Source organism: Plantactinospora sp. BC1 (genome assembly GCF_003030345.1).
Lineage (GTDB): Bacteria > Actinomycetota > Actinomycetes > Mycobacteriales > Micromonosporaceae > Plantactinospora.
The window spans coordinates 1,552,144-1,576,207 of record NZ_CP028158.1 but is presented as its reverse complement, the minus strand read 5'-3'; the positions used below and the strand labels follow the sequence as shown (position 1 = coordinate 1,576,207).

At 72.5% G+C, this 24,064-nt stretch carries 21 protein-coding genes; 14 read left to right on the top strand and 7 right to left on the bottom strand.

Annotated features, from left to right (window positions below):
• Positions 1-12 precede the first annotated feature (12 nt).
• Positions 13-774 carry a zf-HC2 domain-containing protein gene (locus tag C6361_RS06665; RefSeq protein ID WP_107256385.1) on the bottom strand — a complete coding sequence of 254 codons (762 nt, stop codon included), beginning with the start codon at positions 772-774 and terminating at the stop codon, positions 13-15.
• Between the two features lie 175 nt (positions 775-949).
• Between C6361_RS06665 and C6361_RS06660 the strand changes: the two genes are divergently transcribed.
• Entirely contained in the window at positions 950-1,531 is a 582-nt protein-coding gene (locus tag C6361_RS06660; RefSeq protein WP_107267135.1) for a sigma-70 family RNA polymerase sigma factor, read from the top strand.
• A 43-nt stretch (positions 1,532-1,574) separates the two neighbouring features.
• Here C6361_RS06660 and C6361_RS38970 read toward each other — a convergent pair whose 3' ends face one another.
• The 4 genes from C6361_RS38970 to C6361_RS06640 form a co-directional block, all read right to left on the bottom strand.
• Positions 1,575-3,029 carry an ATP-binding protein gene (locus C6361_RS38970; protein WP_107267134.1) on the bottom strand — a complete coding sequence of 485 codons (1,455 nt, stop codon included), beginning with the start codon at positions 3,027-3,029 and terminating at the stop codon, positions 1,575-1,577.
• A gap of 48 nt (positions 3,030-3,077) precedes the next feature.
• Entirely contained in the window at positions 3,078-4,736 is a 1,659-nt protein-coding gene (locus C6361_RS06650) for an FAD-dependent oxidoreductase (protein ID WP_107267133.1), read from the bottom strand.
• A gap of 70 nt (positions 4,737-4,806) precedes the next feature.
• Positions 4,807-5,862 (bottom strand): zinc-dependent alcohol dehydrogenase family protein, encoded by a 1,056-nt coding sequence (locus tag C6361_RS06645; RefSeq protein WP_107267132.1) that lies wholly within the window; start codon positions 5,860-5,862, stop codon positions 4,807-4,809.
• An 88-nt stretch (positions 5,863-5,950) separates the two neighbouring features.
• Positions 5,951-8,032 (bottom strand): M14 family zinc carboxypeptidase, encoded by a 2,082-nt coding sequence (locus C6361_RS06640; RefSeq protein WP_107267131.1) that lies wholly within the window; start codon positions 8,030-8,032, stop codon positions 5,951-5,953.
• A gap of 685 nt (positions 8,033-8,717) precedes the next feature.
• On the opposite strand from C6361_RS06640, the gene C6361_RS06635 reads away from it, so the two are divergent.
• The 10 genes from C6361_RS06635 to C6361_RS06595 all read left to right on the top strand — a co-directional run bounded on the left by C6361_RS06635 (position 8,718) and on the right by C6361_RS06595 (position 20,327).
• On the top strand, positions 8,718-10,010 hold the full coding sequence (locus C6361_RS06635) for a cytochrome P450 (RefSeq protein ID WP_159079217.1): 1,293 nt from the start codon (positions 8,718-8,720) through the stop codon (positions 10,008-10,010).
• Positions 10,011-10,549: 539 nt separating this feature from the next.
• Positions 10,550-11,173 carry a helix-turn-helix transcriptional regulator gene (locus C6361_RS06630; RefSeq protein WP_159079216.1) on the top strand — a complete coding sequence of 208 codons (624 nt, stop codon included), beginning with the start codon at positions 10,550-10,552 and terminating at the stop codon, positions 11,171-11,173.
• A gap of 322 nt (positions 11,174-11,495) precedes the next feature.
• Entirely contained in the window at positions 11,496-14,033 is a 2,538-nt protein-coding gene (locus C6361_RS06625; RefSeq protein ID WP_107267129.1) for a nitrate- and nitrite sensing domain-containing protein, read from the top strand.
• 20 nt (positions 14,034-14,053) lie between these two features.
• Positions 14,054-14,431, top strand: coding sequence for a roadblock/LC7 domain-containing protein (locus C6361_RS06620; protein WP_107256367.1), 378 nt, complete (start codon positions 14,054-14,056; stop codon positions 14,429-14,431).
• Between the two features lie 98 nt (positions 14,432-14,529).
• Positions 14,530-15,729, top strand: a complete 1,200-nt coding sequence (locus C6361_RS06615) for an ABC transporter substrate-binding protein (RefSeq protein WP_107256365.1) — start codon at positions 14,530-14,532, stop codon at positions 15,727-15,729.
• Entirely contained in the window at positions 15,726-16,643 is a 918-nt protein-coding gene (locus C6361_RS37535; protein WP_234359373.1) for a branched-chain amino acid ABC transporter permease, read from the top strand. Before C6361_RS06615 ends, C6361_RS37535 begins: the two co-directional genes overlap by 4 nt.
• Positions 16,640-17,710 carry a branched-chain amino acid ABC transporter permease gene (locus C6361_RS37530; RefSeq protein ID WP_199853273.1) on the top strand — a complete coding sequence of 357 codons (1,071 nt, stop codon included), beginning with the start codon at positions 16,640-16,642 and terminating at the stop codon, positions 17,708-17,710. Before C6361_RS37535 ends, C6361_RS37530 begins: the two co-directional genes overlap by 4 nt.
• A complete protein-coding gene (locus C6361_RS38090; protein ID WP_107267128.1) occupies positions 17,707-18,453 on the top strand; it encodes an ABC transporter ATP-binding protein in 747 nt (248 codons plus the stop codon). The genes C6361_RS37530 and C6361_RS38090 overlap by 4 nt, the downstream gene beginning before the upstream one ends.
• A complete protein-coding gene (locus tag C6361_RS38085; protein WP_107267127.1) occupies positions 18,453-19,376 on the top strand; it encodes an ABC transporter ATP-binding protein in 924 nt (307 codons plus the stop codon). Before C6361_RS38090 ends, C6361_RS38085 begins: the two co-directional genes overlap by 1 nt.
• Before the next feature lie 135 nt (positions 19,377-19,511).
• Positions 19,512-20,327, top strand: coding sequence for a bifunctional 2-polyprenyl-6-hydroxyphenol methylase/3-demethylubiquinol 3-O-methyltransferase UbiG (locus C6361_RS06595; protein ID WP_107256362.1), 816 nt, complete (start codon positions 19,512-19,514; stop codon positions 20,325-20,327).
• A 257-nt stretch (positions 20,328-20,584) separates the two neighbouring features.
• Here C6361_RS06595 and C6361_RS06590 read toward each other — a convergent pair whose 3' ends face one another.
• Together C6361_RS06590 and C6361_RS06585 are read right to left on the bottom strand one after the other, a co-directional pair.
• Complete coding sequence (locus C6361_RS06590) at positions 20,585-20,833, bottom strand: flavin reductase (RefSeq protein WP_107267126.1); 249 nt, start codon at positions 20,831-20,833, stop codon at positions 20,585-20,587.
• A gap of 3 nt (positions 20,834-20,836) precedes the next feature.
• The gene (locus C6361_RS06585) at positions 20,837-21,187 is read right to left on the bottom strand and encodes a hypothetical protein (RefSeq protein ID WP_159079215.1); all 351 of its coding nucleotides are present in this window, start codon (positions 21,185-21,187) and stop codon (positions 20,837-20,839) included.
• A 232-nt stretch (positions 21,188-21,419) separates the two neighbouring features.
• Here C6361_RS06585 and C6361_RS06580 point away from each other — a divergent pair, with 232 nt between their 5' ends.
• From C6361_RS06580 to C6361_RS06570, 3 genes are all read left to right on the top strand, one after another.
• Positions 21,420-22,217 carry a helix-turn-helix transcriptional regulator gene (locus tag C6361_RS06580; RefSeq protein WP_107267124.1) on the top strand — a complete coding sequence of 266 codons (798 nt, stop codon included), beginning with the start codon at positions 21,420-21,422 and terminating at the stop codon, positions 22,215-22,217.
• Positions 22,204-22,395: a DUF397 domain-containing protein gene (locus tag C6361_RS06575; RefSeq protein ID WP_107267123.1), complete on the top strand. Its 192-nt coding sequence runs from the start codon at positions 22,204-22,206 to the stop codon at positions 22,393-22,395. Before C6361_RS06580 ends, C6361_RS06575 begins: the two co-directional genes overlap by 14 nt.
• Positions 22,396-22,601: 206 nt before the next feature.
• Entirely contained in the window at positions 22,602-24,017 is a 1,416-nt protein-coding gene (locus tag C6361_RS06570) for an NAD(P)/FAD-dependent oxidoreductase (protein WP_199853272.1), read from the top strand.
• Positions 24,018-24,064 lie beyond the last annotated feature (47 nt).

Genomic DNA, 24,064 nt, shown 5'->3' with positions numbered 1-24,064 from the left:
GGTCGGGAGGGCTCAGGCAGCCCGGTGGTGGGTCCGCGCCTGAGCCGTGCCGGGTTGGGTCCGGACCAGCCGCAGGCGCGGCGGCGCGGGTGCCGGCTCCTCCTCGAACCTCGCCCGCCAGCCCGGCCCGGGGCGTCGCTCGTGCCGGGTCGGCGGCTCACCCGACTCGATCGTCGGGCGGGAGAGACCGAGAATGATCAGATAGCCGGCCAGGATCAGGCCGTGACTGAGGATCCGGCTGGGCTCGACCCGGCCGGCGATCGCGTCGTTGACCGAGAGCAGGGTCAGCACGGCGACGAACGCGGTCAGCGTGGGTACCAGACCCACCGGCCGGGTACGCCGCAGCGCGATCCAGGCGAATCCGGCCCCGAGCGCGACGTTCCAGGCAGCCGATTCGTGCCACAGGTGGTCGGGGCCGCCGCCGAACACGACCTGGAGTCCGTGCGGGTGCGCCGCCGAGCCGATGCCGGCGATCTGGGCCGCGCCGAGCAGGAACTGGGCGACGCCCACCACCCCGAGCGCGATCCGGAGCGTACCGGCCAGCCGGGCGAACCGGCTCGGCCCGGGAGCGGCGGCCAGGATGCTCTCGTCGATCTCCATCGGCGGCGGCACCAGGCTGGTCCTGGCCAGCCTGTTCAGCGCCGTCGCGCTCTCCAGCCAGCTCCGGCACTCCGGGCAGGCGGCGAGATGGCGGTCCACCCCGGCCCGCTCGGCCGGGTGCTCCTCGCCGTCCAGCCGGGCCGACAGGGCTTCTCGATACTCTTCGCACCGCACACATTCATAGTCGGACCTGACCGGCCGTCGGTTCCCTCGGGGGTAAGCATTCCGGCACCGACCCTGCCGTGACCGGCGGATGAGGGGCCGCCGGCACCTCATGATCGCCCCGGGCAGCGATCGGATGCCCACCGGGGGTATTCGAACCAAGCACCGGTACGGGTAGCTTTGGGGCATGCCTCCCCCCGGAGTCGACAGCGACGAGATCACCAGCCTGGCGCTGGCCGCCAAGGCCGGCGACCGCTCGGCGGCAGCGGCCTTCATCCGGGCGACCCAGCACGACGTGCAGCGGTTCGTCTCCCACCTGGTCGGTGCCGGTGAGGCGGAGGATCTCGCCCAGGAGACCTACCTGCGGGCGATGCGCGCGCTGCCCCGCTTCGCGGCCAGGTCCTCCGCGAAGACGTGGCTGCTCTCGATCGCCCGGCGGGCCTGCGTCGACCATGTCCGGACGGCCATGCGACGACCCCGCGTGGCGTCGCTGCCGGACTGGCAACTCGCCGCCGACGCCGAACTGGCCCGGGGGAGCACCGGCTTCGAGGGCGCCGTGGAACTCGACCGGCTCCTCGCGGACCTGCCGGCGGACCGCCGGGAGGCGTTCGTCGCCACCCAGGTGGCCGGGCTGAGCTACGCCGAGGCGGCCGAGGTCTGTGACTGCCCGATCGGCACCATCCGGTCCCGGGTCGCTCGGGCCCGCGAGGACCTGGTCGCGGCGATGCGGACGGAGGGCACCGGCCGCCGGCTCCGCTCGACGAGCTGACCGCTCCGACCGGCAGAGCGGCCGATCAGGAGAGGGCGGCGGGTCAGGAGAGGGCGGCCTCGACCGCGCCCGGCTCGGGTCCGGAGATCGGCAGGCAGACCCGGAAGGTGGTACGCCCCGGCTCGGAGTCGACCCGGATGTCCCCGTGGTGCTTGTTGACCACGATCCGGTACGAGATGTCCAGCCCCAGCCCGGTCCCGTCGCCGATCGGCTTGGTGGTGAAGAACGGCTCGAAGATCCTGGACCGGACCTCGGCCGGAATGCCCGGCCCGGTGTCGACGATCTCCACCACGATCGAGTCGTCGTCCCGCCCGGTGCGTACGGTCAGCACGCCCTGCTCGCCGATCGCGTAGAGCGCGTTGTCGACCAGGTTGGTCCAGACCTGGTTCAGTTCGGCGGCGTAGACCGGGATCGCCGGCAGGCTGCGGTCGTACTCGCGGACGACCTGGACACCAGCCTTGATCTTGGCGTTGAACATCGCCAGCGTCGCGTCGAGCAGGTCGTGCACGTCCACCGTCCGGTGCGGTGCCCGGTCCAGTTGCGAGTACTGCTTCGCCGCGCCGACCAGCCCGGTGATCCGGCTCAGCGCGTCGTCTATCTCGCCGAGCAGCAGTTCGGTCTCGACGGTGTAGGTCAGCCACCGGATCGCCGGCTCCAGGTCGTCGGGGCGTACCGCCGTGCCGACCTGCTCCAGCCAGGCCACGTCGATGCCACCGGCGGTCAGCGTCGGGGCGAGGTCCCAGCCGCCGGTGACCTCGTGCGCGTCCAGCCAGTCGGCCAGGGCGTCCTCGGCGTCGCTGGTCTGGAGCGGGGAGAGCGTCGGTGCCGTGGCGGCCTGCTTCACGGCGGCCTCCTGGAGTTCGACCAGGCGTTGCAGCCGTTCCCCGTCCAGCCGGCCGTCGGCGATCATCGCCAGCTTGTGCCGCATCCCGGCGACCCGGTCCCGGAGCACCGAGGTGGCCCGGACGGCGGCGGCGGCCGGGTTGTTCAGCTCGTGGGTCAGCCCGGCCGAGAGCGAGCCGAGGGCCAGCAGCCGCTCCCGTTCGCCGACCACGGTCTGGGTGGTCCGCATGCCGAGGAAGAGGCCGTCCAGCAGGTGCATCGCCATCGGGAACCAGCGGCGCATCGCGGTGCTGATCACCTCGGCCGGCAGTACGAAGAGCGTCACGTCGGTGATCGCCCGCATCCCGTTCTGGTACGTCTGCACCCGCTGCTCGTTCAGGTAGGACTGGGTCGCCCCGCCGTACGCGCCGCGCTGGTCGCTGCGGGTGATCTCGACCCGGTCGCCCTGCACCAGCCGGATCAGCGAGACGGTGCCGTCGAGCAGCACGAAGAAGCAGTTCGCCTCGGCGCCCTCGACGAAGACGTCGGATCCGGCCGGCAGTCGCTGCACCCGGCCGTGCTGGTGGATGTAGTCGAGCTTCTCCTCGTCCAGCGACTCGAACAGGAACAGCGTACGCAGTTCCTCGATCGGCAGCCGCTCGTCCGATCCGGTCATCTCGTCACCCGATCCGTGTTCGTGGAACGTCTCCAACCCGAAGGAGCTTCACTGCGCCGCCAGGTACTGGTGGGCCAGTGAGACCACCATGGCACCCTCGCCGACGGCCGAGGCGACCCGCTTGATCGAGTCGGCCCGGACGTCCCCGGCCGCGAAGACCCCGGGCAGGCTCGACTCCAGCGGGTACGGGTCGCGGGGGAGCGACCAGCCGGCCGGCCGCCGGCCGTCGCTGCTCAGGTCCAGCCCGGTCAGCACGTAGCCCCGGGCGTCCCGGGCCACCACGTCGGCCAGCCAGTCGGTGCGCGGCTCGGCGCCGATGAAGACGAAGAGCCAGGAGGCCTTCACGGTGCGCCGCTGCCCGACCCGGTTGTCGCAGATGACGAGCTGCTCCAGGTGGTCGGTGCCCTCGCCGCCGACCACCTCGGAGTGCGGGTGCACCTCGATGTTGTCGATCCGTTCGATCTGCTCGATCAGGTAGTGCGACATCGAGCGGCGCAGGTCCGGGCCGCGTACCAGCAGGTGCACCCGGCGGGCGTGCCGGGCGAAGTAGACCGCCGCCTGCCCGGCCGAGTTCGCCCCGCCGACGATGTAGACGTCCTGGCCGGCGCAGTTCGGCGCCTCCGTCGACGCCGAGCCGTAGAAGACGCCCCGGCCGGTCAGGTCGGCCAGTCCGGGCGCGGTGAGCTGCCGGTAGGAGACCCCGGTGGCCAGTACCACGGTGTGCGCGGCGATGGACGAGCCGTCGCTGAACCGGAGCAGCCGGGTCGCGCCGGCCGCCTCCAGCCCGACGACGTCCCGGGCGGTCAGCAGCTCGGCGCCGAACTTCAGCGCCTGTCGGCGGGCCCGGTCGGCGAGCTGCGACCCGGAGACCCCGTCGGGGAAGCCGAGGTAGTTCTCGATCCGGCTGCTCTGCCCGGCCTGGCCGCCGGTCGCCTGCCGCTCGACGAGTACCGTGCGCAGCCCCTCGGAGGCGCCGTAGACGGCGGCGCCGAGGCCGGCCGGGCCGGCGCCGACCACCACCAGGTCGTAGAAGTCGGCGGCCGGGGTGGTGGAGAGCCCGCACCGGTCCGCCAGTTCGGCCTCGGTCGGCTTCACCAGCGCGGTGCCGTCCGCGGTGATCACCACCGGCACGTCGGCCGGGTCGGCTCCGGCGGCGGCCAGCAGCCGCCCGCCCTCCGGCTCGTCGGCGAGCAGCCAGCGGTACGGCACCAGGTTGCGGGCGAGGAAGTCGCGGATCTCGAACGACGGCGCGGACCAGCGGTGGCCGATCACGCGTACCTCGTCCGGGGCGGCCTCCGGGGTCGCCGCCCAGGCGTCCAGCAGGCTGTCCAGCACCGGATAGAGCTTCTCCTCCGGCGGATGCCAGGGCTTGAGCAGGTAGTGGTCCAGGTCGACGACGTTGATCGCGTCGATCGCCGCGTTGGTGTCCGCGTAGGCGGTCAGCAGCACCCGGCGGGCGGTCGGGAAGAGGTCCATCGCGGCTTCGAGGAACTCGATGCCGTTCATCTGCGGCATCCGGTAGTCGGCGAGCAGCACCGCCACCTGGTCACCCCGGAGCTTGATCTCCCGCAGCGCGGTCAGCGCCTCCTCGCCGGAGGAGGCGCGGACCACCCGGTACCGGTCGCCGTAGCGTCGCCGCACGTCCCGGGCCACCGCGCGCGACACCGCCGGGTCGTCGTCGACCGTCAAGATCACCGGGTTCGCCATGGCACCAATGAAAGCATCCGGAGAGGGCCTTGACGAACGCCGATACCGACTCGCCGGTAGCGTCCGGCGGTCAGCCCCGATCCGGCCGGATCAGCCGGATGCCGCCGACCGGCGGCCGGTCCAGCGTCGCCAGCGCCGCCGGGGCCTCGGCCAGCCCGATCGTCTCGGTCACCAGCTCCGCCGGTCGGAGCACCCCGGCGCCGACCAGGGCCAGCAGTTCCGGGTACGCGTGCGCGGCCATCCCGTGGCTGCCGCGCAGCTCCAACTCGTACGCGATGACCCGGTCCATCGGCACCGCCGGGTGCCCGTGCGCGGCCGGCAGCAGCCCGACCTGCACGTGCCGGCCCCGCCGTCGCAGGCTCTCGATCGACCCGGCACAGGTCGGCGCGCTGCCCAGCGCGTCCAGCGAGAGGTGGGCGCCGCCGCCGGTCAGTTCGCGGATCGCCTCGGCCACCGCCTGCGGGCCGGAGAGCGTGCCGGCGTCCAGGCAGGCGGCGGCGCCGAAGCGGCGGGCCAGCTCCAGCGCGGCCGGGCTGACGTCGACCGCCACCACCCGGGCGCCGCAGGCCACCGCGATCATCACCGCGGAGAGTCCCACCCCGCCACAGCCGTGCACCGCCACCCACTCCCCGGCGGTCACCCGGCCCTGCGCGACCACCGCCCGGAACGCGGTGCCGAACCGGCAGCCGAGCGCGGCGGCACCGGCGAAGCCCAGCTCGTCGGGGAGCCGGACCAGGTTGACGTCGGCCTGCTCGACCGCGACCATTTCGGCGTACGAGCCCCAGTGGGTGAAGCCGGGCTGGGTCTGCCGCTCGCAGACCTGCTGGTCCCCGGCGAGGCAGGCCGGGCAGGTGCCGCAGGCGCAGACGAACGGGGCGGTGACCCGGTCACCGGGCCGCCAGCCGCGGACCGCCGGACCGACCGCCGCCACCACACCGGCGAACTCGTGCCCCGGCACGTGCGGCAGCCGGATGTCCGGGTCGTGTCCCCGCCAGCCGTGCCAGTCGCTGCGGCACAGCCCGGTCGCGCCGACCTGGACGACCACGCCGTCCGGGCTCGGCACCGGGTCCGGCACGGTACGCAGCTCCGGTCGCCCGCCGAACTCCTCGAACACCACCGCCCGCATGTGGATCATCCTCACACGGGTCGACCCCGGACCGGGCCGGGCCCCCTGCCGGCGCGGCGGCGACGGAGAGGGGGCCCGGCTCGATCGGTCAGGAGCGGTCCTGCTCCTCCTGCTGGGCGGCGTAGTCCCGGGCCACCCGGAGCAGCTCGACCAGGCCGCTGGCGTACTCCTGCGACTCGGCGTGCGCCTCGGCGAACGGCGGCTGGAAGCCGACCGCCTCCCACTCGCCGGTCGCCTCGTTCCAGATGTCGTTGCCGACCTCGAAGTCCCAGGCGAAGATGCCCAGCTCGTAGTAGAGCTGGTCGGCGGAGTTGCCGGCCGCCGAATAGAGCACGTCGGCGACCGGACCGGTCTGGGACGGCCAGGTGACGGTCTCCCGCACGCTGGCGATCGCCGAGACGATCCGCCGGGCGCTGTCCAGGAACATCTTCGACTCGTCGATCGACGGGCGGGGCAGCGGGATCCGCCCCTCGGCCTGGTACGCCCCCGGCGGCCACATGAAGTACCCGCCGTAGCTGTGCACGTTCATCGCGAACTTTATGTTCGGGTGCGCCTTGGCCAGGTCGATCACGTTGCGGCTCTCCGGCTCGGAGAGTTCGCCGGTGCCGGCGTACGAGCCGGAGAGGCAGTTGGTGCTGGCCCCGGCGTAGCCGTCGAAGAGCGAGCCGACCGTGTAGTTCCGGTTGACGTCCACGCCCCAGGAGTCCCGGTTGGCCGGGTCCCGCTGTGCCCCGGTGCAGTGGTTGACCAGGTTCTTGCGCTGGAAGTTGGCGTCGTGGAACGAGTAGTTCGCGCCGTCCGGGTTGACCGTCGGGATCACGAAGACGTCGACCGCCTCCAGCAGCTCCCGGGTCGCCGGGTCGGTGTTGGCGTTGGCCAGCAGCCGCTCGGCGAACTCCAGGGTGACCAGCGGGGTCGCCCACTCCCGGGCGTGCTCCTGCGAGTACGCCAGCACTCCGATCCGGGAGCCGTCCCGGTGTACGCCGATCCGCAGCGCCTGTACCGTCCACGGCTTCTTCGGCACCTCGGCGCCGGCCAGGCCGTCGTCCAGGCGTACCGGGCCGGCGACCGGCATCGGCAGCCCGGCGGAGCCGTTCTCCACGAAGGCCGAGAAGTGCTGCGGGTACCGCGCGGAGACGAACGCCGCCACCTGGTCGGTGGTGCTGATGGTCTTACCGGCGGCGTCGGTGGCCAACGAGATGGTCAGCACCCGGTCACGGTAAGTAGCCGACAGTGGGCGGTTCGCCCGGCCGGGGTCGACGGTGCGGACCTGCACGCCGTTCATCTTCTGGTCGCCGAACTTCACCGACTCGACCACGATCGCGGCGGCGGCCGGGTCGCCGAGGTAACCGGCGGCGGTACGCCGGTAGCCCTGGGTCTTGTTCGGCAGGTCGATGACGTCGACCAGGTTCCGGTACTGCCGGGCCAGCCGCTTGATCCGGGCCTGTACGTCCACCGGCGTGACGTACGCGTCGATGAAGTCGGACTGGTAGCCCTCGGGCAGGGCCGGCGGGGTCGCGTTCGGCCACCTGGCCGGCGTGGTCGGCCGGGCGGTCCCGCCGAGACTGGAGGTCGCGGTGACCTGGGTCGGGCGGGCCGGAATCCGTTGCGGCTGCGCGTAGTGGTACTGGTATTCGCCGGCGTCGGCGAAGCGGACCAGCGGGAAGCTGCCGGTGGTGCCGTCGGCGGTACGCCAGTTGACGGTGATCTCCACGTCCGGGTCCTCGGCGGCGGTGGTCGCCACCTGGGTCTGCACGAAGGTCCGCCCCCCACTGGTCCACCAGTACGCCTGGAGGAAGTGCAGGGTGTCGACGGCGGCGACGGCGACTCCCCGCCGGTCCGCCGGGGCGCCACGTCCGGCGGCGCTGCGCGCCTGCGCGGCCTGGATGCTCTCGGTGTAGTGCCGGGCGGCGTCGCCGTCGCGCTGCACCACCTGCCGGGCGACGGCGCCGGCCGAGGTGAGCGCCGTGAGTTGCCGGCCGGTGAGCACCAGGTCGGCGAGGAGTTGACCGTCGCGTTGCCGGGGCCGGTTGGCGATGTCGGCACCCTCGGCGAGGAGTTGCCGGAACTGTGCCTCGTCGCGGAGCTGGACGCGGACCAGGGCGGTCTCGTCGGCGGCGAGGGTGATCGGGCTGCTCGCGGCGGGTGGCGCGGAGTCGGGCGCGGCCATGCTCGCTCCCGGGTTGCCGAGCGCCGCTGCGGTCAGGACCAGCGTGGCGGCGGTGGCCGTCCACCATTGTCTGGCCAACGTGGACCTCCTGACGGGTTGTCGAGGTGAGTGGTTACAGACCAGTCCCTTGATCGACTTATGTCAAGGCCCCGGCCCGCCCCGATGGTCCCGGGAGGCCCGGCGACCGTGCGGCGACCACTTGGGAACCGACGCGTTTCCGCAGAACGTCACGGGTGCGCCTCCGGGGCTGATTGGTATTGGCGTCGATCTACCCAAACCAACGCTCAGCCTGCACTGTTTGCGCCACAATTATCCGGTCCTTTCAGGACGGTGTACCGGCCGGAGGGCCGGCGGTCCCGAGAGGGTCTCGCGACCCGGCTCGCCCGGGATCCGGTAACTGCGGGTGACGTCCGACCAGCCGGTGTGACCAGCCGGCAAGGTGCAGGCGGCAACTTGCACTCCCCGGGCCGGCGCGCCCTCCGCCGCGCCGTCCCGGTGCGCCGGGGCGGCGCCAATACAATGGCACAAACGAATACCTTGACTTACCGTCTGCCACAGCGCATCGTGAGATTCCCAGATGTCGTCGGGAGTTTCGGGGCAACTGATTCCCGATGGGTGCACTATTGCCATCGGATCGCCATCGGATCCCTACGACAGCGCGCCGAGCGTGGGCCAGGAGGCGGCCATGGAACTCAGCCCGTTCGCTGGTAGCTATCTGACCGACCCGGCCACGGTGTGGCGGGATCTGCTGGACCGTCCGGAGAGCGTGCACTACGCCGAGGATCTCGGCATGTGGGTGCTCAGCCGGCACGAGCACGTCCGGCAGGCGTTCGGCGACGCGGACAGTTTCGGCAACGCGCTCACCCTGGCGCCGGTGTACGAGATGTGTCCCGAGGCGCTGGCGATCGTGATGCGGCTCGACGCGCCGCCGACCACGGCCGCGGCCGACTCTCCGGTGCACACCCGCACCCGGCGGGCGTTGCGGGCCACCTTCGCCAACACCGGTCCCCGGGTCGCCGCCCAGTACGGGCCGATCGTGCGGCGCCGGGTCGACGAACTCGTCGAGGCCGTCGCCGCCCGCCGGGGCGAGGTGGTCGACCTGGTCGGAGAGTTCACCGCCCTGCTGCCCCTGCTGGTGGTGCTGGACATCCTCGGCGTGCCCGACCGGGACACCGCCCGGATCCGGCAGTGGGCCGACGGACAGATCGCCCTCGTCTGGGGCCAGCCCGACCCCGCCGAGCAGGTACGCCTGGCCCAGGCGCTGCTCGACTTCTGGCACTACTGCCAGGACCTGGTCGACCAGCGGGCCCGGGGTGACCTGGACGGCGACGACTTCGTCTCCCGGGCGCTGCGCTACCGCGACGGCGACGACGAGATCCTTACCGTCGCCGAGGTCGCCAGCATGGCCTTCAACCTTCTGGTCGCCGGCCACGAGACCACCGCCGGACTCCTCGCCCACGGCCTGGAACAGGCGCTGTCGACGCCCGGCCGCTGGCAGCGGATCGCGGACGACCCGGCCTCCGTGCCGGCCTTCCTGGAGGAGGCGCTCCGGTTCGGTCCGGCCATCGACGGCTGGCTGCGGGTCACCCTGCGACCGGTCACCATCGGCGGCGTCACCATCCCCGCCGGGCAACGGTGCCTGCTCCTCGTCGGCGCCGCGAACCGCGACCCGGCGACGTTCACCGGTCCGGATCGGTTCGATCCGGACCGGGACGACGTCAAGGATCATCTCTCCTTCGGTTACGGTCCGCATTTCTGCATCGGGGCGGCACTCGCCCGTCTGGAGGCCCGGATCGCACTCGTGCGGCTCGCGGAGGCAATTCCCGGGCTGCGTCTGGTGCCGGGTCACGTGAGTAGCTACAAGCCCAATGTCGCGTTCCGTGCACACCGGATGCTGCCCGCGGTCGTCGATATCGCCGGTGCGCCCGGCGAACGGACCGAGGATCCGCCGGAGACCTTCGCCGGCTACGCCGCCTAGCCCGATCCCGTGCCGACCGGCCGATTCCGCCACTGACCGGCCGGGCCGATCCCGACCGGCGCCCGACGGCGGCTCCGGCTCGCGTGGAGCGGTGCGTCCGGCCCGGCGTGCAGCGGTGCGTTCGGCCGTCGGGTCGAGGCCCGCCCGCCCGGATCACGGTCCGTCAATGAACGGCGAGGGATCGATCGACGTCGTCATGTCGACGGGCCGCCGACGTCTCCGATCGCCGACCGATCAATGCCGAGTGTCGCCATTCGCGTTCGCGGCGGAAGGGGTGAATCCGGGCAACCGGCGAGCCCGGGTTCCTTCCGAGATCATTTTCGTACCGTCAAGTAGATCGGCGTGCGAGGTTTTTCACTTACCGTCAACGATAGGTGGCGCGTAAGCCTTCACACCCGTCGCTGCGACGGTAAGAATTGGCCCCGGCAAATGCCGGGTCATGATCTGTCCCGGCGTCTCATGACCTGGTGCGACTGATCGGATCGCTGACCAACGAAGGTGAGCAAATGGACGCTGCGTCGTCAGGTACCGCGGAATCGATGGCCACCCGACAGTTCCAGCGCGAACTGCGCCGCTGGCGTACCCGCAAGGGGTTGACCCAGCGCGCCCTCGCCGACCGCGTGCGGTTCAGCCGGGAGACGGTGGCGGCGGTCGAGGCGGGTCGCCGGTACGGCAGCCAGGAGCTGGCCGTGCGCTGTGACGACGTACTCGGGACCGGGGGTCTGCTCACCGCGCTCTGGCCCCGGGTGGCGGTCGAACAGATCGCCGCGGACGGGCGGCGCGGGCCGCGCGGTGGCGCGGCCGGCGGTCCGGACGGGACCGGAGCCGATCCCGTGACCGCCGTCGGGGAGCGACAGTCCGTGGTGGACGCGATCGACGAGCTGCGGGACCTGATCGACCAGATGTTGCGGGTGCACTTCCCGGCCGGCTCCGAGCGGCCGCCGGTGGAGGCGGACCGGCTCTCCGAGGAGGCGGACCGCCTCGCGGCGCAGGTACACCGGCTGCACGGCGACGACGCCGGCCCCTCGGCGGAGCCGCCGTCGGCGGAGGCGTCCCGGCAGCCGGCGGCCGAGTCGCGGCGGCCGGCGGCCGGCGAGCCCCGCCGGCCCTTCGTCGAGTCACACCGGCGCGGTCGGGTCGGCGCGCTGCGCCGCCGGCACTGAACCCCTCCCGACCCGGGGGTTCGCTGAGTCACGGCACAGCGGCGGCAGCGGTCGGCGGGGGTTCCGGCGAGGCCCGGCGGGTACCGCTGCCTGCATAGGTAACTGCCTGTTCATCGGCGGGTACAGATAGTGGTACGAGCTGTTTGTACCACGGATAACCCTGTTGTCCGCCTCGCCGGTCCGGCGCAATGGGACTTGCTAACTGCAAGATGCAGATCTCCTCGATGACGAGCCGTGGGAGTCAGTCTTGGCCTCGACCACCCGATCCCACGCGGCCCGACCCCAGCCCGTACCCCGACGCGGCTGGAAGATCGCCTCTCGGATGCGCATCATCGTGGCCGCGCCGTTAGTGGCGGTCGTCGGGTTCGCCGGACTCGCGCTGGCAGACAGCGCCCGGCAGGCCAACCAGGCCAGCGACCTCGGCGTACTGGCCCAACTCGGCGCCGAGGCCGGTCGGCTGGCCTATCAACTCCAGCGGGAACGGGCGGCCGCGGCCGACCTGCTCACCGCCGCCACGCCCCGCCAGCAGGACACCTACGCCCGGCAGGCCGCCGACACCGACGAGATCGTCGCGCGCTACCAGCGCCAACGCGCGCTCGCCCCCGAGCCGGCCACCGGACCGGGCGTCGTGCTGGCCCGGATCGACAACGCGCTGGCCGACCTGCCGCCGCTGCGTACCCAGGTGCGTACCGCCGCGCACGCGGCCGTCTCCGCCACCACGTTCAGCTACCGGATCATCATCGCCGACCTGCTCGCCTACCGGGAGTCGATCGCCCAGGGTGTCGTCTCCGCCGAGGTCGCGGACGGGATCCGGGCCGCCGCCGCGCTGTCGAAGACCGCGGAGGCGCTCGGTCAGCAACAGGTGGCCGTGCTGCGGGCCATCGCCGCCGGCCAGCTCACCCCGGCGATGCAGCAGGACATCACCGCCGCCCGGACCGGCTTCACCGAATCCAGCCTGGCCTTCCTCGGCCTCGCGCCCGGCCAGTGGCAGGTCTGGTGGGAACAGGCCGGCAGCGGCAAGGAGGCGCTCACCCTGCAACGCCTCCAGGACCAGGTCTCCCGGGCCGAGATCGGCGCCCCGCTGGAGGTCGGCACCAACGCCTGGATCGGGGCCACCCAGGGCTGGGCCGCCCGGCTCTTCGAGGTGCAGCAGCGGGTCGACGCCGCCGTACTGGCCGATGTGGACGCCGCCCGGGTCGAGCAACGCTGGCGGGCCGTCGCCGAGGGCGCCGCGATGGCGGTCGCGCTGCTGCTGACCGTACTGGTCACCTGGGCGGTCGCCCGGCAGATCACCCGACGGCTGCGGCGGCTGCGGGACGCGGCGCACTCCGTCGCGTACACCGAGCTGCCGGCGATGGTCGCCGAACTGCGCAGCCTCGACAGTGCCGGCATCCACCCGGAGGCCCTGGCCCGGGCGTCCGCCTCCACACTGGAGGCCACCAGCGGGGACGAGATCGGCGAGGTGGGCCAGGCGTTCACCGCCGTGCACCAGGCCGCCGTCCGGACCGCCGCCGAGCAGGCGGTCATGCGGGCCAACACCGCCGACATCTTCGTCCACCTCAGCCGCCGCGAGCAGCGCCTGGTGGACGCGGTACTCGCCCAGGTGGACAAGGTCGAGCAGGACGAGACCGACCCGGAGCGGTTGCAGCAGCTCTACACCCTGGACAGCCTGGCGACCCGGATGGGACGGATCAACGCCAGCCTCCTGGTGCTCGGCGGTGTGGGCGTCGGGCGGGTACGCCACGAGGACGTACCGATGCAGAAGGTCGTCCAGGCGGCGCTGTCCCAGATCGAGCACTACACCCGGGTCCGGATCGGCGTCGTCGACCCGGACGTGGCGGTCGCGGCCGACAAGGTCGACGAGGTGGTGCACCTGCTCGCCGAGCTGATGGACAACGCGACCACGTACTCGCCGCCGGAGACCGAGGCGTGGGTGACCGCGCGCAGCCTCGGCGACCGGGTCATCGTGCAGGTCAGCGACGAGGGTGTGGGGCTCTCGCTGCAACGGCTGGCACAGCTCAACGACCTGCTGGCCCGGCCACCGGCCACCGACGTGGCGGCGGTCCGGGCAATGGGTCTGGTCGTGGTCGGCCAACTCGCCGGCCGGCTGGGGGTGACGGTCGAACTGCGGCCCGGCCCCAAGCTCGGCACCATCGCCGAGATCTCGTTGCCGGCGACGCTGATCCGGCCGGTACCGCCGGAGACCCAGTTGCTGGCGCCCGGCCGGCTCTCGACGATGCCGGAGGGCCGGGTGCGCGGTACCGCCGTGCCGGCCGCCTCGTCCACGGTCGGCCCGAACGATCCGGCCCGGCGACCGGTCGCGGAGCGGGCCCTGCCGGCCACGTCGGTCTTCCGGCCGGCGGCCCAGCGGACGGACCGGGGTGACGACCCGACCCAGGAACTCGTCATCTTCGAGCAGGTCAACAACTGGTTCCGTACCGACCGGTCGAGCCCGCCGGCCGGGGCCGCCACCGGCAACGGCGCGGGAACCCCGGTGCCGAGCAGTCCCGTTCCGGCCGGCCCGCCGGTCGGTGCGTCCAACGGGACCGACGGATCCAACGGTGGCTACGCCGCGACGGGCTGGCAGACCCGGGGTGACGACGGGTGGCGGGCGGCCACCGAGCTGGTCAACCCGGACATCTCCGGGACCACTCCGTCCGGGCTCCCGATCCGTCAGCCGCAGCGGCACCTCGTGCCGGGCGGCGTCGCCCCGCCACCGGAACAGCAGCCGGTCTCGGAGCACCGCGACCCGGCCGAGGTGGCCAACGCGATGGCCGCCTACGCCCGGGGCGTGGCCGCCCGCCGTCCCAAGCTGGTGAACGCCTCGGCGACAAGCGACGCGACAGGGAGTACTACGTGAACCAACGAGATCTCGGCTGGATGCTGGACAGTTTCGTCGAGCGGGCCCCGGAGGTCAGCCACGCGATCGCCATCTCCAGCGACGGCCTGATGGTGGCGTCCACCCGCAACCTGCCGCCGGACCGGGCCGACCAGCTCGCGGCCACCGGCAGCGGCCTGGTCAGCCTGCTCCGGGGCGCGGCGGGCTTCTTCGAGGCGGGTGCAGTGATCTCCAACGTCACCCAGCTCGAGGGCGGCTTCATGTTCTCGATGGCGTTCAACGACGGTGCCTCGCTGCTCGTGCTCGCGGCGCCCACCTGCGACGTCGGCAAGGTCTCCTACGAGATGACAGAACTGGCGAACCGGATTGGAGACGTACTGACGCCGGCCGCCCGCGCCGCGGTGGCGCAGCGACGCTGACGCGGCGGGGGGTACCCGGGTCCGGAGCCAGTTCCGGCGACCCACCACCACGAGCACACCTTCCCCACAACCTTCCTCACCCCTCGACTGGAGAAGTCATGCCTTTCCCCACCGGTACGAGCCGGCGTCGCGCCCTGACCGGCGCGCTGCTCGCCCTCGGGTTGACCGTGGCCGGCAGCGCCTGCAACAGCGGCGGCGACACCGGCGGCACGCCGGGCACGATAAAGATCGGTCTGCTCGCCTCACTCTCCGGCACCTACGAGGCGGTCGGCACGGAGATCCGCGACGGATTCGAGCTCTACCTGCGGATGCACGACGGCAAGCTCGGCGGCCACAAGGTCGACCTGATCGTCGCCGACGAGGGCAACGGCGCGCAGACCGCCGTACCGGCGGCGACGAAGCTGATCAAACAGGATCGGGTGCAGGCGCTCACCGGCATCGTCGGCGGCGGTTCGGTGGCCGGGGTCGCCCCGGTGCTCGCCGAGGCGAAGATCCCGTTCGTCGGCTCCAACGGCAACCCCGGGCTGAAGGACGTCTCCCGGTCCTGGTTCACCTCCTACCTCTCCGACGAGCCGGGCGCGGCGATCGCCGAGTACGTGCGGGACAACGTCAAGGGCGAGGTCTTCGCGATCGGCCCGAACTACCAGGGCGGCTGGGACGAGCTGCGCGGCTTCACCGAGACCTTCACCGAGATCGGCGGCAAGCTCGCCAACCCGGACGGCAAGACGCTCTGGACGCCGTTCCCGCAGACGACGAACTTCCTGCCGTACTTCGCGAAGATCAAGGCGTCCGGTGCGGAGGCGGTCTTCACCTTCTACGCCGGCAACGCCGCCGTCGACTTCGTCAAGCAGTACGCCCAGTCGGAGATCAAGGACCTGCCGCTCTACGCCGCCGGCTTCCTCACCGAGGGCGGTGTGCTGAACGCCCAGGGCGAGGCGGCCCGGAACATCTACTCCGTACTCAACTACTCGCCCGACCTGGACAACGCCGAGAACCGCTCCTTCGTCGCCGCCTGGAAGGAGAACCACGACGGTTCGCCGACCACCTACGCGATGGCCTCGTACGACGCGGCGGCGGTGCTGGACAAGGCGATCGGCGCGGCCGGCGAGAACCCCACCCCGGAGGAGATCAACAAGGCGATCGCCGGGCTCGGCCAGATCGACAGCCCGCGCGGCACCTGGCAGTTCTCCAAGGAGACGCACTCGCCGGTGCAGAAGTGGTATCTGCGGCAGGTCCGGCAGGACGGGCGGGCGCTCTCCAACACGGTTGTCGGTGACCTGGCGACCGTGGGCGGATGATGCTGCAAGCGGCACGGGTACTCGGCCCGGTCGACCCGTACCTGATCCCGGCGCTGGACGGCGTCGCCTACGGGCTGCTGCTCTTCGTCGCGGCATCCGGGCTGGTGTTCTGCTTCGGCGTGGCGAACATCCTCAACCTGGCGCACGGCCTGCTGTACGCGATCGGCGCGTACCTCGCCGCGGCGGTGCTGGACGGCGGCTGGGGGAGTCTGCTGCTCGCCCTGGGCGTGGGGACGCTGGCGGCGGCCGGTGCGGGAGGTCTGCTCGCGGGCCTGCTCGCGCCGGTCGCCCGGCGGGACCACCTGACCCAGGCGCTGCTGACCTTCGGGGTCGCGCTCGCCGGGGGCGCCCTGCTGGTCACCGCCTTCGGTCCGGACAGCCTTCCGGTGCACATTCCCGCCGCGCTGGACCGTTCGGTGGAGGTGGCCGGGCACCGGTACGCGGCGTACCGGCTGGTCTTCATCGGGGTGGCGGCGCTGATCGCGGTGCTGCTCTGGCTGGCGGTGGCCAGGACCCGGGCCGGGATGCTGGTCCGGGCGGCGGTCGACGACGCCGACATGGTCGCCTGCCTCGGGGTGAACCCGGCCCGGATCCGGCTCGGCGTGCTCGGCGCGGCCGGCGCGCTGGCCGGCGCCGCCGGGGTGCTCGGCGCCCCGATCATCGGTCCGGCCCCGACGACCGCCGACACCGTGCTGCTGCTCTCGCTGGTCGTGGTGGTGCTCGGCGGCCTCGGCTCGGTCCAGGGCACCCTGCTGGCCGCCCTCGCGGTCGGCGAGATCCAGAGCCTCGGCGTCGCGCTGGCGCCGACCGCCGCGCCGTTCCTGCTCTTCGCGGCGATGGCCCTGGTGCTGGCCGTCCGGGCCCGTGGGCTGCCGGGTCGGTTCCTGCGGCTGCGCGCCGGGAGTACGACATGAGCCCGGCCGTCCGCCGTTGGCTGGTCCGGGCCGGGGGAGCCGGGCTGCTCGCCGCCGCCGTGGCGGTGCCCTGGTCGGTGGACGCCTACACCACCTCGCTCTTCGCCCGCACCCTGGTGCTGGGGCTGGTCGGGGTGAGCGTGGCGCTGCTGACCGGGCTGGCCGGGCTGCCCACGCTCGGCCAGACCGGGCCGTACGCCGCCGGTGCCTACGCCAGTGCCCTGGTCGCGATGCACGTCTCGCCGGTCGGGGTGGTGCAGGTGTTCGCCGGGGCGGCGGTCGGGGCACTCTTCGCCCTGCTCACCGTCCCGCTGGTGGTGTACGCCCGAGGCGTGGTCGTCCTGATGATTACCCTGGCCATCGGTGAACTGACGGTGACCGCCGCCGGTCGGTGGACGTCCGTCACCGGAGGGACCGACGGGCTCGCCGGAATCCCGGCGATCCAGCCCGTCTGGGGCATGGCTCCGCTGGCCAGTGACCGGGCACGCTATCTGTACACGCTGGTCGTGGTCGGGGTGGTGATAGCGGCCATGGTGATGCTGCTGCGTACGCCGGCAGGGCTGCTGTTGCGGGCCAGCCGGGACGACGAGGCGCGGACCCGCGCCTCCGGACACCGGGTCACCGGTTACCTGGCGGTGACCTTCGTCGGGGCGGGTGCCGTGGCGGGGGTGGCCGGTTCACTGCTGATCACCGCACAGCAGTACGTCTCGCCGGCCGACTTCGGCTTCGACGTCTCCGCGCTGCTGCTGCTCGGCGTCGTGATCGGTGGTGCGGCGTCGATCGGCGGCGCGATCGTCGGCACCGCCCTGGTGGTCGCGGTACGGGACTGGCTCTCCGGCCTGCTGCCCGGGTACGCGCCGCTGCTGCTCGGCGGTCTCTTCGTGCTGACCGCCTATCTCTTCCCCCGTGGCGTGGCCGGTTCCTCGACCGAACTCGCCAACCTGGTCAGGTCCCGCTCGCGGGGCCGGACCGGGCCGGGGGATCGCCCCGGGACGGGAATCCAGGGCCGCCCGTCCCGGGGCGAACCCGTCGGCGCCGCGCACGTGTCGAACGGGGAGAGACGATGACGGCACTGTTGACGGCCGAGGCGGTGGTCCGCCGGTACGGTTCGCTGGTCGCGGTGGACCGGGTGGACCTGCGGGTCGCCGACGGGGAACGGCACGCCCTGATCGGGCCGAACGGTGCCGGCAAGACGACCCTGCTCGACCTGATCGGCGGGGCGACCCGGGTCGACGGTGGACGGATCCACTTCGACGGCCGGGACATCACCCGGCTCGGCCCGGCACGCCGGGCGAGGATCGGGATCGGCCGGATCCACCAGCGTCCGGCGGTGTGGCCGTCGCTGACCGCTGTGGAGAACGTCGTGGTCGCCGGCTGGCACCAGGCCGGCGGGTTCCGGGGGGTGCGTACCCGGGACCGGTTCCGGCGGCGGCTGCGCGAGCCCGCGATGGCCCTGCTCGACCGGGTCGGCCTCGCCGGCACGGCGTCGAGCACGGCGGCGCACCTGTCGCACGGCCAGCGGCGCCAGTTGGAGATCGCGATGGCGCTGGCCGGCCGGCCACGCCTGCTGCTGCTCGACGAGCCGGCCGCCGGGCTCTCCAATGTGGAGGTCCACCGGCTGGCGGAGCTGCTGGCGGGGCTGCCCCGGGACGTCTCGGTGCTGCTGGTGGAGCACCGGTTGGACCTGGTGTACGCCCTGGCCGACACGGTCACCGTGCTGCACGACGGTCGGCTGGTCGCCAGCGGCGAGCCGGACGAGATCCGCACCGCTCCCGCCGTGCGGCGGGCGTACGCCGAGGCGGTGCGGTGATGCTCCGGGTGCAGGGCCTGTACGCCGGCTACGACGGCGGTACGGTGCTGCACGACATCGACATCGAGGTGCCGGCCGGTACGGTGCAGGCGCTGGTCGGCCGCAACGGCGCCGGCAAGAGCACCCTGGTGCACGCGGTCGCCGGCCTGCTGCGGCCGTACCGGGGAATCGTCTCGGTCGACGGCGCGGACCTTGCCGGCAGGCCGGCGCACCGGGTGGCCCGGGCCGGTGTCGGGCTGGTGCCGCAGGGGCGGCGGGTGTTTCCCCGGCTGACCGTGGCCGAGCACCTGACCCTGGCCGCATCGCTCCGCCGCCGTGCCGGCTCGCGGTCCGGTCCGAACTGGACGGTGCCCGGGGTGCTGGAACTACTGCCCCGGCTGGCCGAGCGGTTGGGCCACCGGGGCAACCAGCTCTCCGGCGGGGAGCAGCAGATGCTCGCCATCGCCCGGGCGCTGCTCACCCAGCCCCGGGTGCTGCTCCTCGACGAGCCGGGCGAGGGGCTCGCCCCGGATCTGGCGGCCCGGGTACGGGAGCTGGTGACCCGGCTCGCCGGAGCCGGGCTCTGCATTCTGCTCGTCGAACAACAACTCCAGCACGCGATCGAGGTCGCCGACCGGATCGCGGTGCTGGACTACGGCCGGCTGGTCTTCGCGGACTCGACGGCCGCCGTGCGCGCCGACCCCGCCCCGGTGGAGGCGGTACTCAGTGTGGCGGGCGCGGCCACGCCGGCAGGGACCGGACCGGTCCCGTCCGGCCAGGAGTCGACGGCCCCGACCGGGCCCGGCTCCGTCCGTTCCGGGCCAACGGGAGGCCCGGGCGCGCTCGTCCCTGACTCCGACTCCCCGGCGGACCCCGCGTCCGCCCACTCCCCGGCGGACTCCGCGTCCGCCCCGACCACATCCTCTTCCTCATCCGCACCCTGACAACCGTCGGATCCCGACGTTCGTCACAGCGCTGACTGGCGTGTCCGCACCGGCCCCCCATGCTTTCCCGGTGCCGACGCGCGATGACGCCTGGGCGGGTCGTCGTCACAGATCATCACGAAGGAGGTACCGATCGTGACTGCCACCCCTGTCAAGAGCAGCTACGCGTTCGACAACCGCTCGCCGGAGGCCGAGGCGCAGATGCGTGCGCTGGAGGCGTTCCTCGATCCGATAACGGCGGAGCGGCTCGCCCCGGTACTGACACCCGGCGCGAAGTGCTGGGAACTGGGCGCCGGGGGCGGCTCCATCGCCCGGCACATGGCCCGGGTCGTCGGCCCCACCGGCCTGGTCATCGCGACCGACATCGAGCCGTCCCGGCTGGAGCCGGAGGGGAACCTCGTCGTACGCCAGCACGACGTCCGGACCGGCGCGCCGGAGGGCGGCCCGTTCGACGTGATCCACGCCCGGCTCGTCCTGCTGCACCTGCCCGAGCGGCGGCGGGTACTCGCCGAGCTGATCGGTGCGCTGGCCCCGGGCGGTGCCCTGGTCGTCGAGGAGTTCGACTGCACCGCCGGACTGCGGGTGCTCGCCGCCCCGACCGACGACGCGGCGAAGCTCTTCCAGCAGGTGATGGAGGCGACCCTCGGCATCCTCCAGGACCGGGGCGCGGACCTGGCCTGGGCGCAGGACGTACACACCGAGATGGTGCTGGCCGGGTTGACCGACGTCGACACCATCACCCACTCGCAGAGCTGGCCGGGTGGGTCGACCGGGGCCTCGCTGCACGAGACGAACTCCCGCCAGCTCGAACCCCGGCTGCTCGCCACCGGACTCTCCCCGAACCAGTTGGAGGGGTTCCGGGAGCTTGCCAAGGATCCTGCCTTCGCCTCGCTCTCCTACCAGTTCGTCTCCACCCGGGGCCGGCGGCCGGACGGAGGCAGCGTGAACTGACCATCTCCCCGCGCCAGCGGGCGGCGGGTCGGGGCCGACGGCGGTCGCTCCCTCCCCAGCGACAGGCCACAGGACCCGCCGACCCGGCTGGCCCGGTCCGGCGGTCGACCGGAGCGCTACGGTCGACCGCCGGACCACCACATCGCCGAGGTGCACGACTTCCGTACCTTCCGGACCGGCCGGTAGGTGGTCGTTTCGCAGACTGTCGAGCTGCCCCGCCTGTGCGCCCGGGTGCGCCTGACACCGGCCGCCACCGATCAGCGGCGGCGGGGCACCCAGTAGAGGATCTGCCCGGCGAGCAGCGCGGGATGCGTGTCAGGCAGCTTCCGCAGCGCGCGGGCGAGGTGTGTGCCGAGGTACACCATCAGGCCCACCCGGTCGTCGCGGTAGGCGGTCGCCAGCGCCAGCCGGGCGTTTCGGCAGGGCCAGGGGTCGGTGCAGCTTCGGCACCGGTACGACGGGTGCGTCGGAATGTGCTTACGCCAGCGCTCCTGCGGGCCGATCACGGGTCACACCCGGGCACCACGCCGGGCCCGGTGCTCCGGCCCGGGCGCCCGGCCGTTCGCCAGATGTGGCCGGGTGGACGCGTCCCGTCCTGGCCGGCGGTTTTTCGCCCGGGCCCGAGCCGGCGGGGCCGCTCCCGGTGCGTCGGACGGCGGCGTGGCCGAGAGGGTACGAATCTCGGCCCGCTCCACCTCGGTCAACTTGACCGGCGGCGGTGGTTGGTACGGCGCGAGGATCACCTCGATCGAATCCGGGCAGCGCCAGCGCCAACCGCAGCGGCAGTACCGCCAGAGCCGGCGCCAGTCCCGGCGGTGGTGGGGACGTGGTCCGGTCAGATGCCGGAGCAGCCTTTTCATCGAACCTCCTCGGGAGTTGGAGGGAGCCGGTCCCGGCGGGGTCGGGACCGGCTCCCGGGGGCAGGTTCCACCCGGGCGCTTGACGGTCACCGAGCAGTTCCGCTGGGTGACACTCTGCTGTGGACGCCACTAGGCTCGAAAGGCGATCGCGCAGGTCACGGCACAGCACTGGTGAGCCGGCGGCGGCGACTGGCGAGCTCCTGGCGATCTAAAACAACCCTCTGGAGGTCCGATGGAACACGAGGACGCGTTCGCGTTCATCCGCGACCAGCTCCGCAGGCAGCGAGCCCTGCGCGGTATGCCGCAGGAGGAGTTCGGCAAGCGGAGCAACTATTCGGCCTCGACGGTCTCCGCCGTGGAGACGGGTACCCGACCGGTCGACATGCCGTACGCCACCCGGGCCGACGAGATCCTGGAGACCGGCGGCCTGTTCGTGTCCCTACTCAAGGCGGCGCAGCGGGACAGCGAGCCCACCTGGTTCAAGCGCTGGCTGGACGCCGAGCGCACCGCAACGCAGCTCCGCTACTACCACCCGACCCTGATTCCCGGCCTGCTCCAGACCGAGAACTACGCCCGCGCGGTGCTGCGCCTCGAACCCACCCGGCCCGAGGCGGAGTTGGAGAAGCTGGTCGCGTCACGGCTCGAACGGCAGGAGATCCTGACCCGCGAGCAGCCACCCCTGCTGATCGCCGTCATCGACGAGTCGGCGCTGCGCGTCCGGGACGCCATCATGGCCGAGCAGTTCCGGCACCTGTTGCGGATGGCCGAACTGCCTCACGTCCAGTTGCACCTGATCCCCGCCGACGCGGGGCTGCACGTCGGCCTCAACGGGCAGCTCTCCCTGGCGAGGTCCGCCGACGGAAACTGGGTGGGGAACATCGAGAACCAGCTCACCGATTTCGTCGTGGACGATGAGGAGGGCATCGCTACGCTCCTCACCCGGTGGGAGGGTGTGCGCAGCGTAGCCTTGCCGGAGAACCTGTCGCTCGCCCTGCTGAAGGAAGTGGAGAGCCAGCATGCGCCTCAGTGACGCCCGGTGGCGGAAGTCGACCCGCAGCGGCACCAACGGTGGCGGTTGTGTCGAGGTGGCCGACAACCTGCCTGACGTGGTCGCCGTGCGGGACAGTAAGGACCCGGCGGGCCCCGTGCTGACCTTCCGGCCGGCGGCGTGGCGGGCCTTCGTCGCCATTGCTGCCCGACAGCGCTAGCGGTCCCTGCCCGACCAGCGAGAGCGTGTGTGGTCGGGCTCAGGGCTTCAAACCCTTCTCCCTAGTGGACCGCGTCGGCCAGCAGCGTCGCGGCCGGTGTTCGCGCCGGCCCGCCGCGTTGGTGATTCGCGTGAGCGCAATGTCGGAGAAGAAAGGCGGGCGATTCACCGCAGACAATTATCCCTGTCGAAAGGCATGGGAGGACCATGGGTCGCATCGTCGGCGGGCACGCGGTCGTTCTGGGCGCGAGCATGGCGGGCCTGCTCACCGCACGGGTCCTCGCGGAGTCCTTCGAGCGGGTGACGGTCATCGAACGCGACCGCCTGCCCACGGGCGTGGCGCAGCGCCGCGGCGTACCGCAGGGACACCACATACACGCGCTGTTGGCTCGCGGCGCGCAGGTGCTGGATGGGCTGTTCCCCGGCCTGACCGCCGAGATCATCGCGAGCGGCGCACCTACCGGGGACCTGCTGGGCGGCATTCGATGGTTCCTGTCCGGCCATCGAATCAGGCAGGCGGACATCGGCCAGCCGGTCCTGTTCCCCAGCCGGCCGCTGCTGGAGTCCGGCGTGCGCGACCGCGTCCGCGCCCTGCCCAACGTCCGCGTCGCCGACGGCCTCGATGTCGTCGTGCCGACCACCACGGCCGACCGCTGCAGGGTCACCGGGGTACGGGTGCGCGATGCCGACGGCCACATCACGCTCATCGACGCGGACCTGGTCGTCGACGCGACCGGGCGCGGTTCGCGTACCCCGCTCTGGCTGGAGAGTTGGGGCTACACCCGACCGCGGGCCGACCAGGTGCATGTCGGGGTGTGCTACACCAGCCGCGCCTACCGGTTGCCGCCCGGCGCGCTGGGCAGCGACGCGCTCATGCTGCACTCCTGGCACCCCGGGCAGCCGCGGGGCGCCGGGCTCGTCGCGCAGGAGGGCGAGCGGTACCTGGCCACCCAGGTCGGGATGCTCGGCGACCAACCACCGACCGAGCTGGAGGGTTTCCTCGCCTTCGCGCGGAGCCTGCCCTTCGACGACATCTACACCGCGATCCGCGACGGCGAGCCGCTCGGCAAAGCGGCCACCTTCCAGTACCCGGCCAACGTGCGGCACCGGTACGAGCGGCTCTCCCGCTTCCCCGACGGGCTGTTCGTCCTCGGCGACGCAGTATGCGGGTTCAACCCCATCTACGGCCAGGGTATGACCGTGGCCGCGCTCCAGGCCGCCGCGTTCGGTGACCTGCTGGCCGCAGGGCGCCTGCCCACCTCGCGACGCTACTTCCAGGCCATAGCCAAAGTCGTCGACGCGCCGTGGGAGATCGCCACCGGCTCGGATCTTGCCTTTCCCGAGGTAACCGGCCGCCGCACGGCACGGACCCGCATGGTCAACGCGTACCTGCCCCGGCTGCACGCCGCAGCCGCCACCGACGCGAGCCTGGGTGCCGCGTTCGTACGCGTGACGGGCCTGCTCGCCGCGCCCACCAGCCTGCTGCGACCGGATCGGGTGCTACGCGTCCTCCTCAGCCGCGACAGCGCCGCATCGAACGGCGCCGACGCGGTCGTACCTCCACCGGTCAACCTGCCGGCCGACCGGGCCGCCACACCACGCGGTCAGAGACCCGCCGCCTGACCATCGCAGTGGATCATGTCGTAACAGTTGTAGGGCGCCGGGTACTG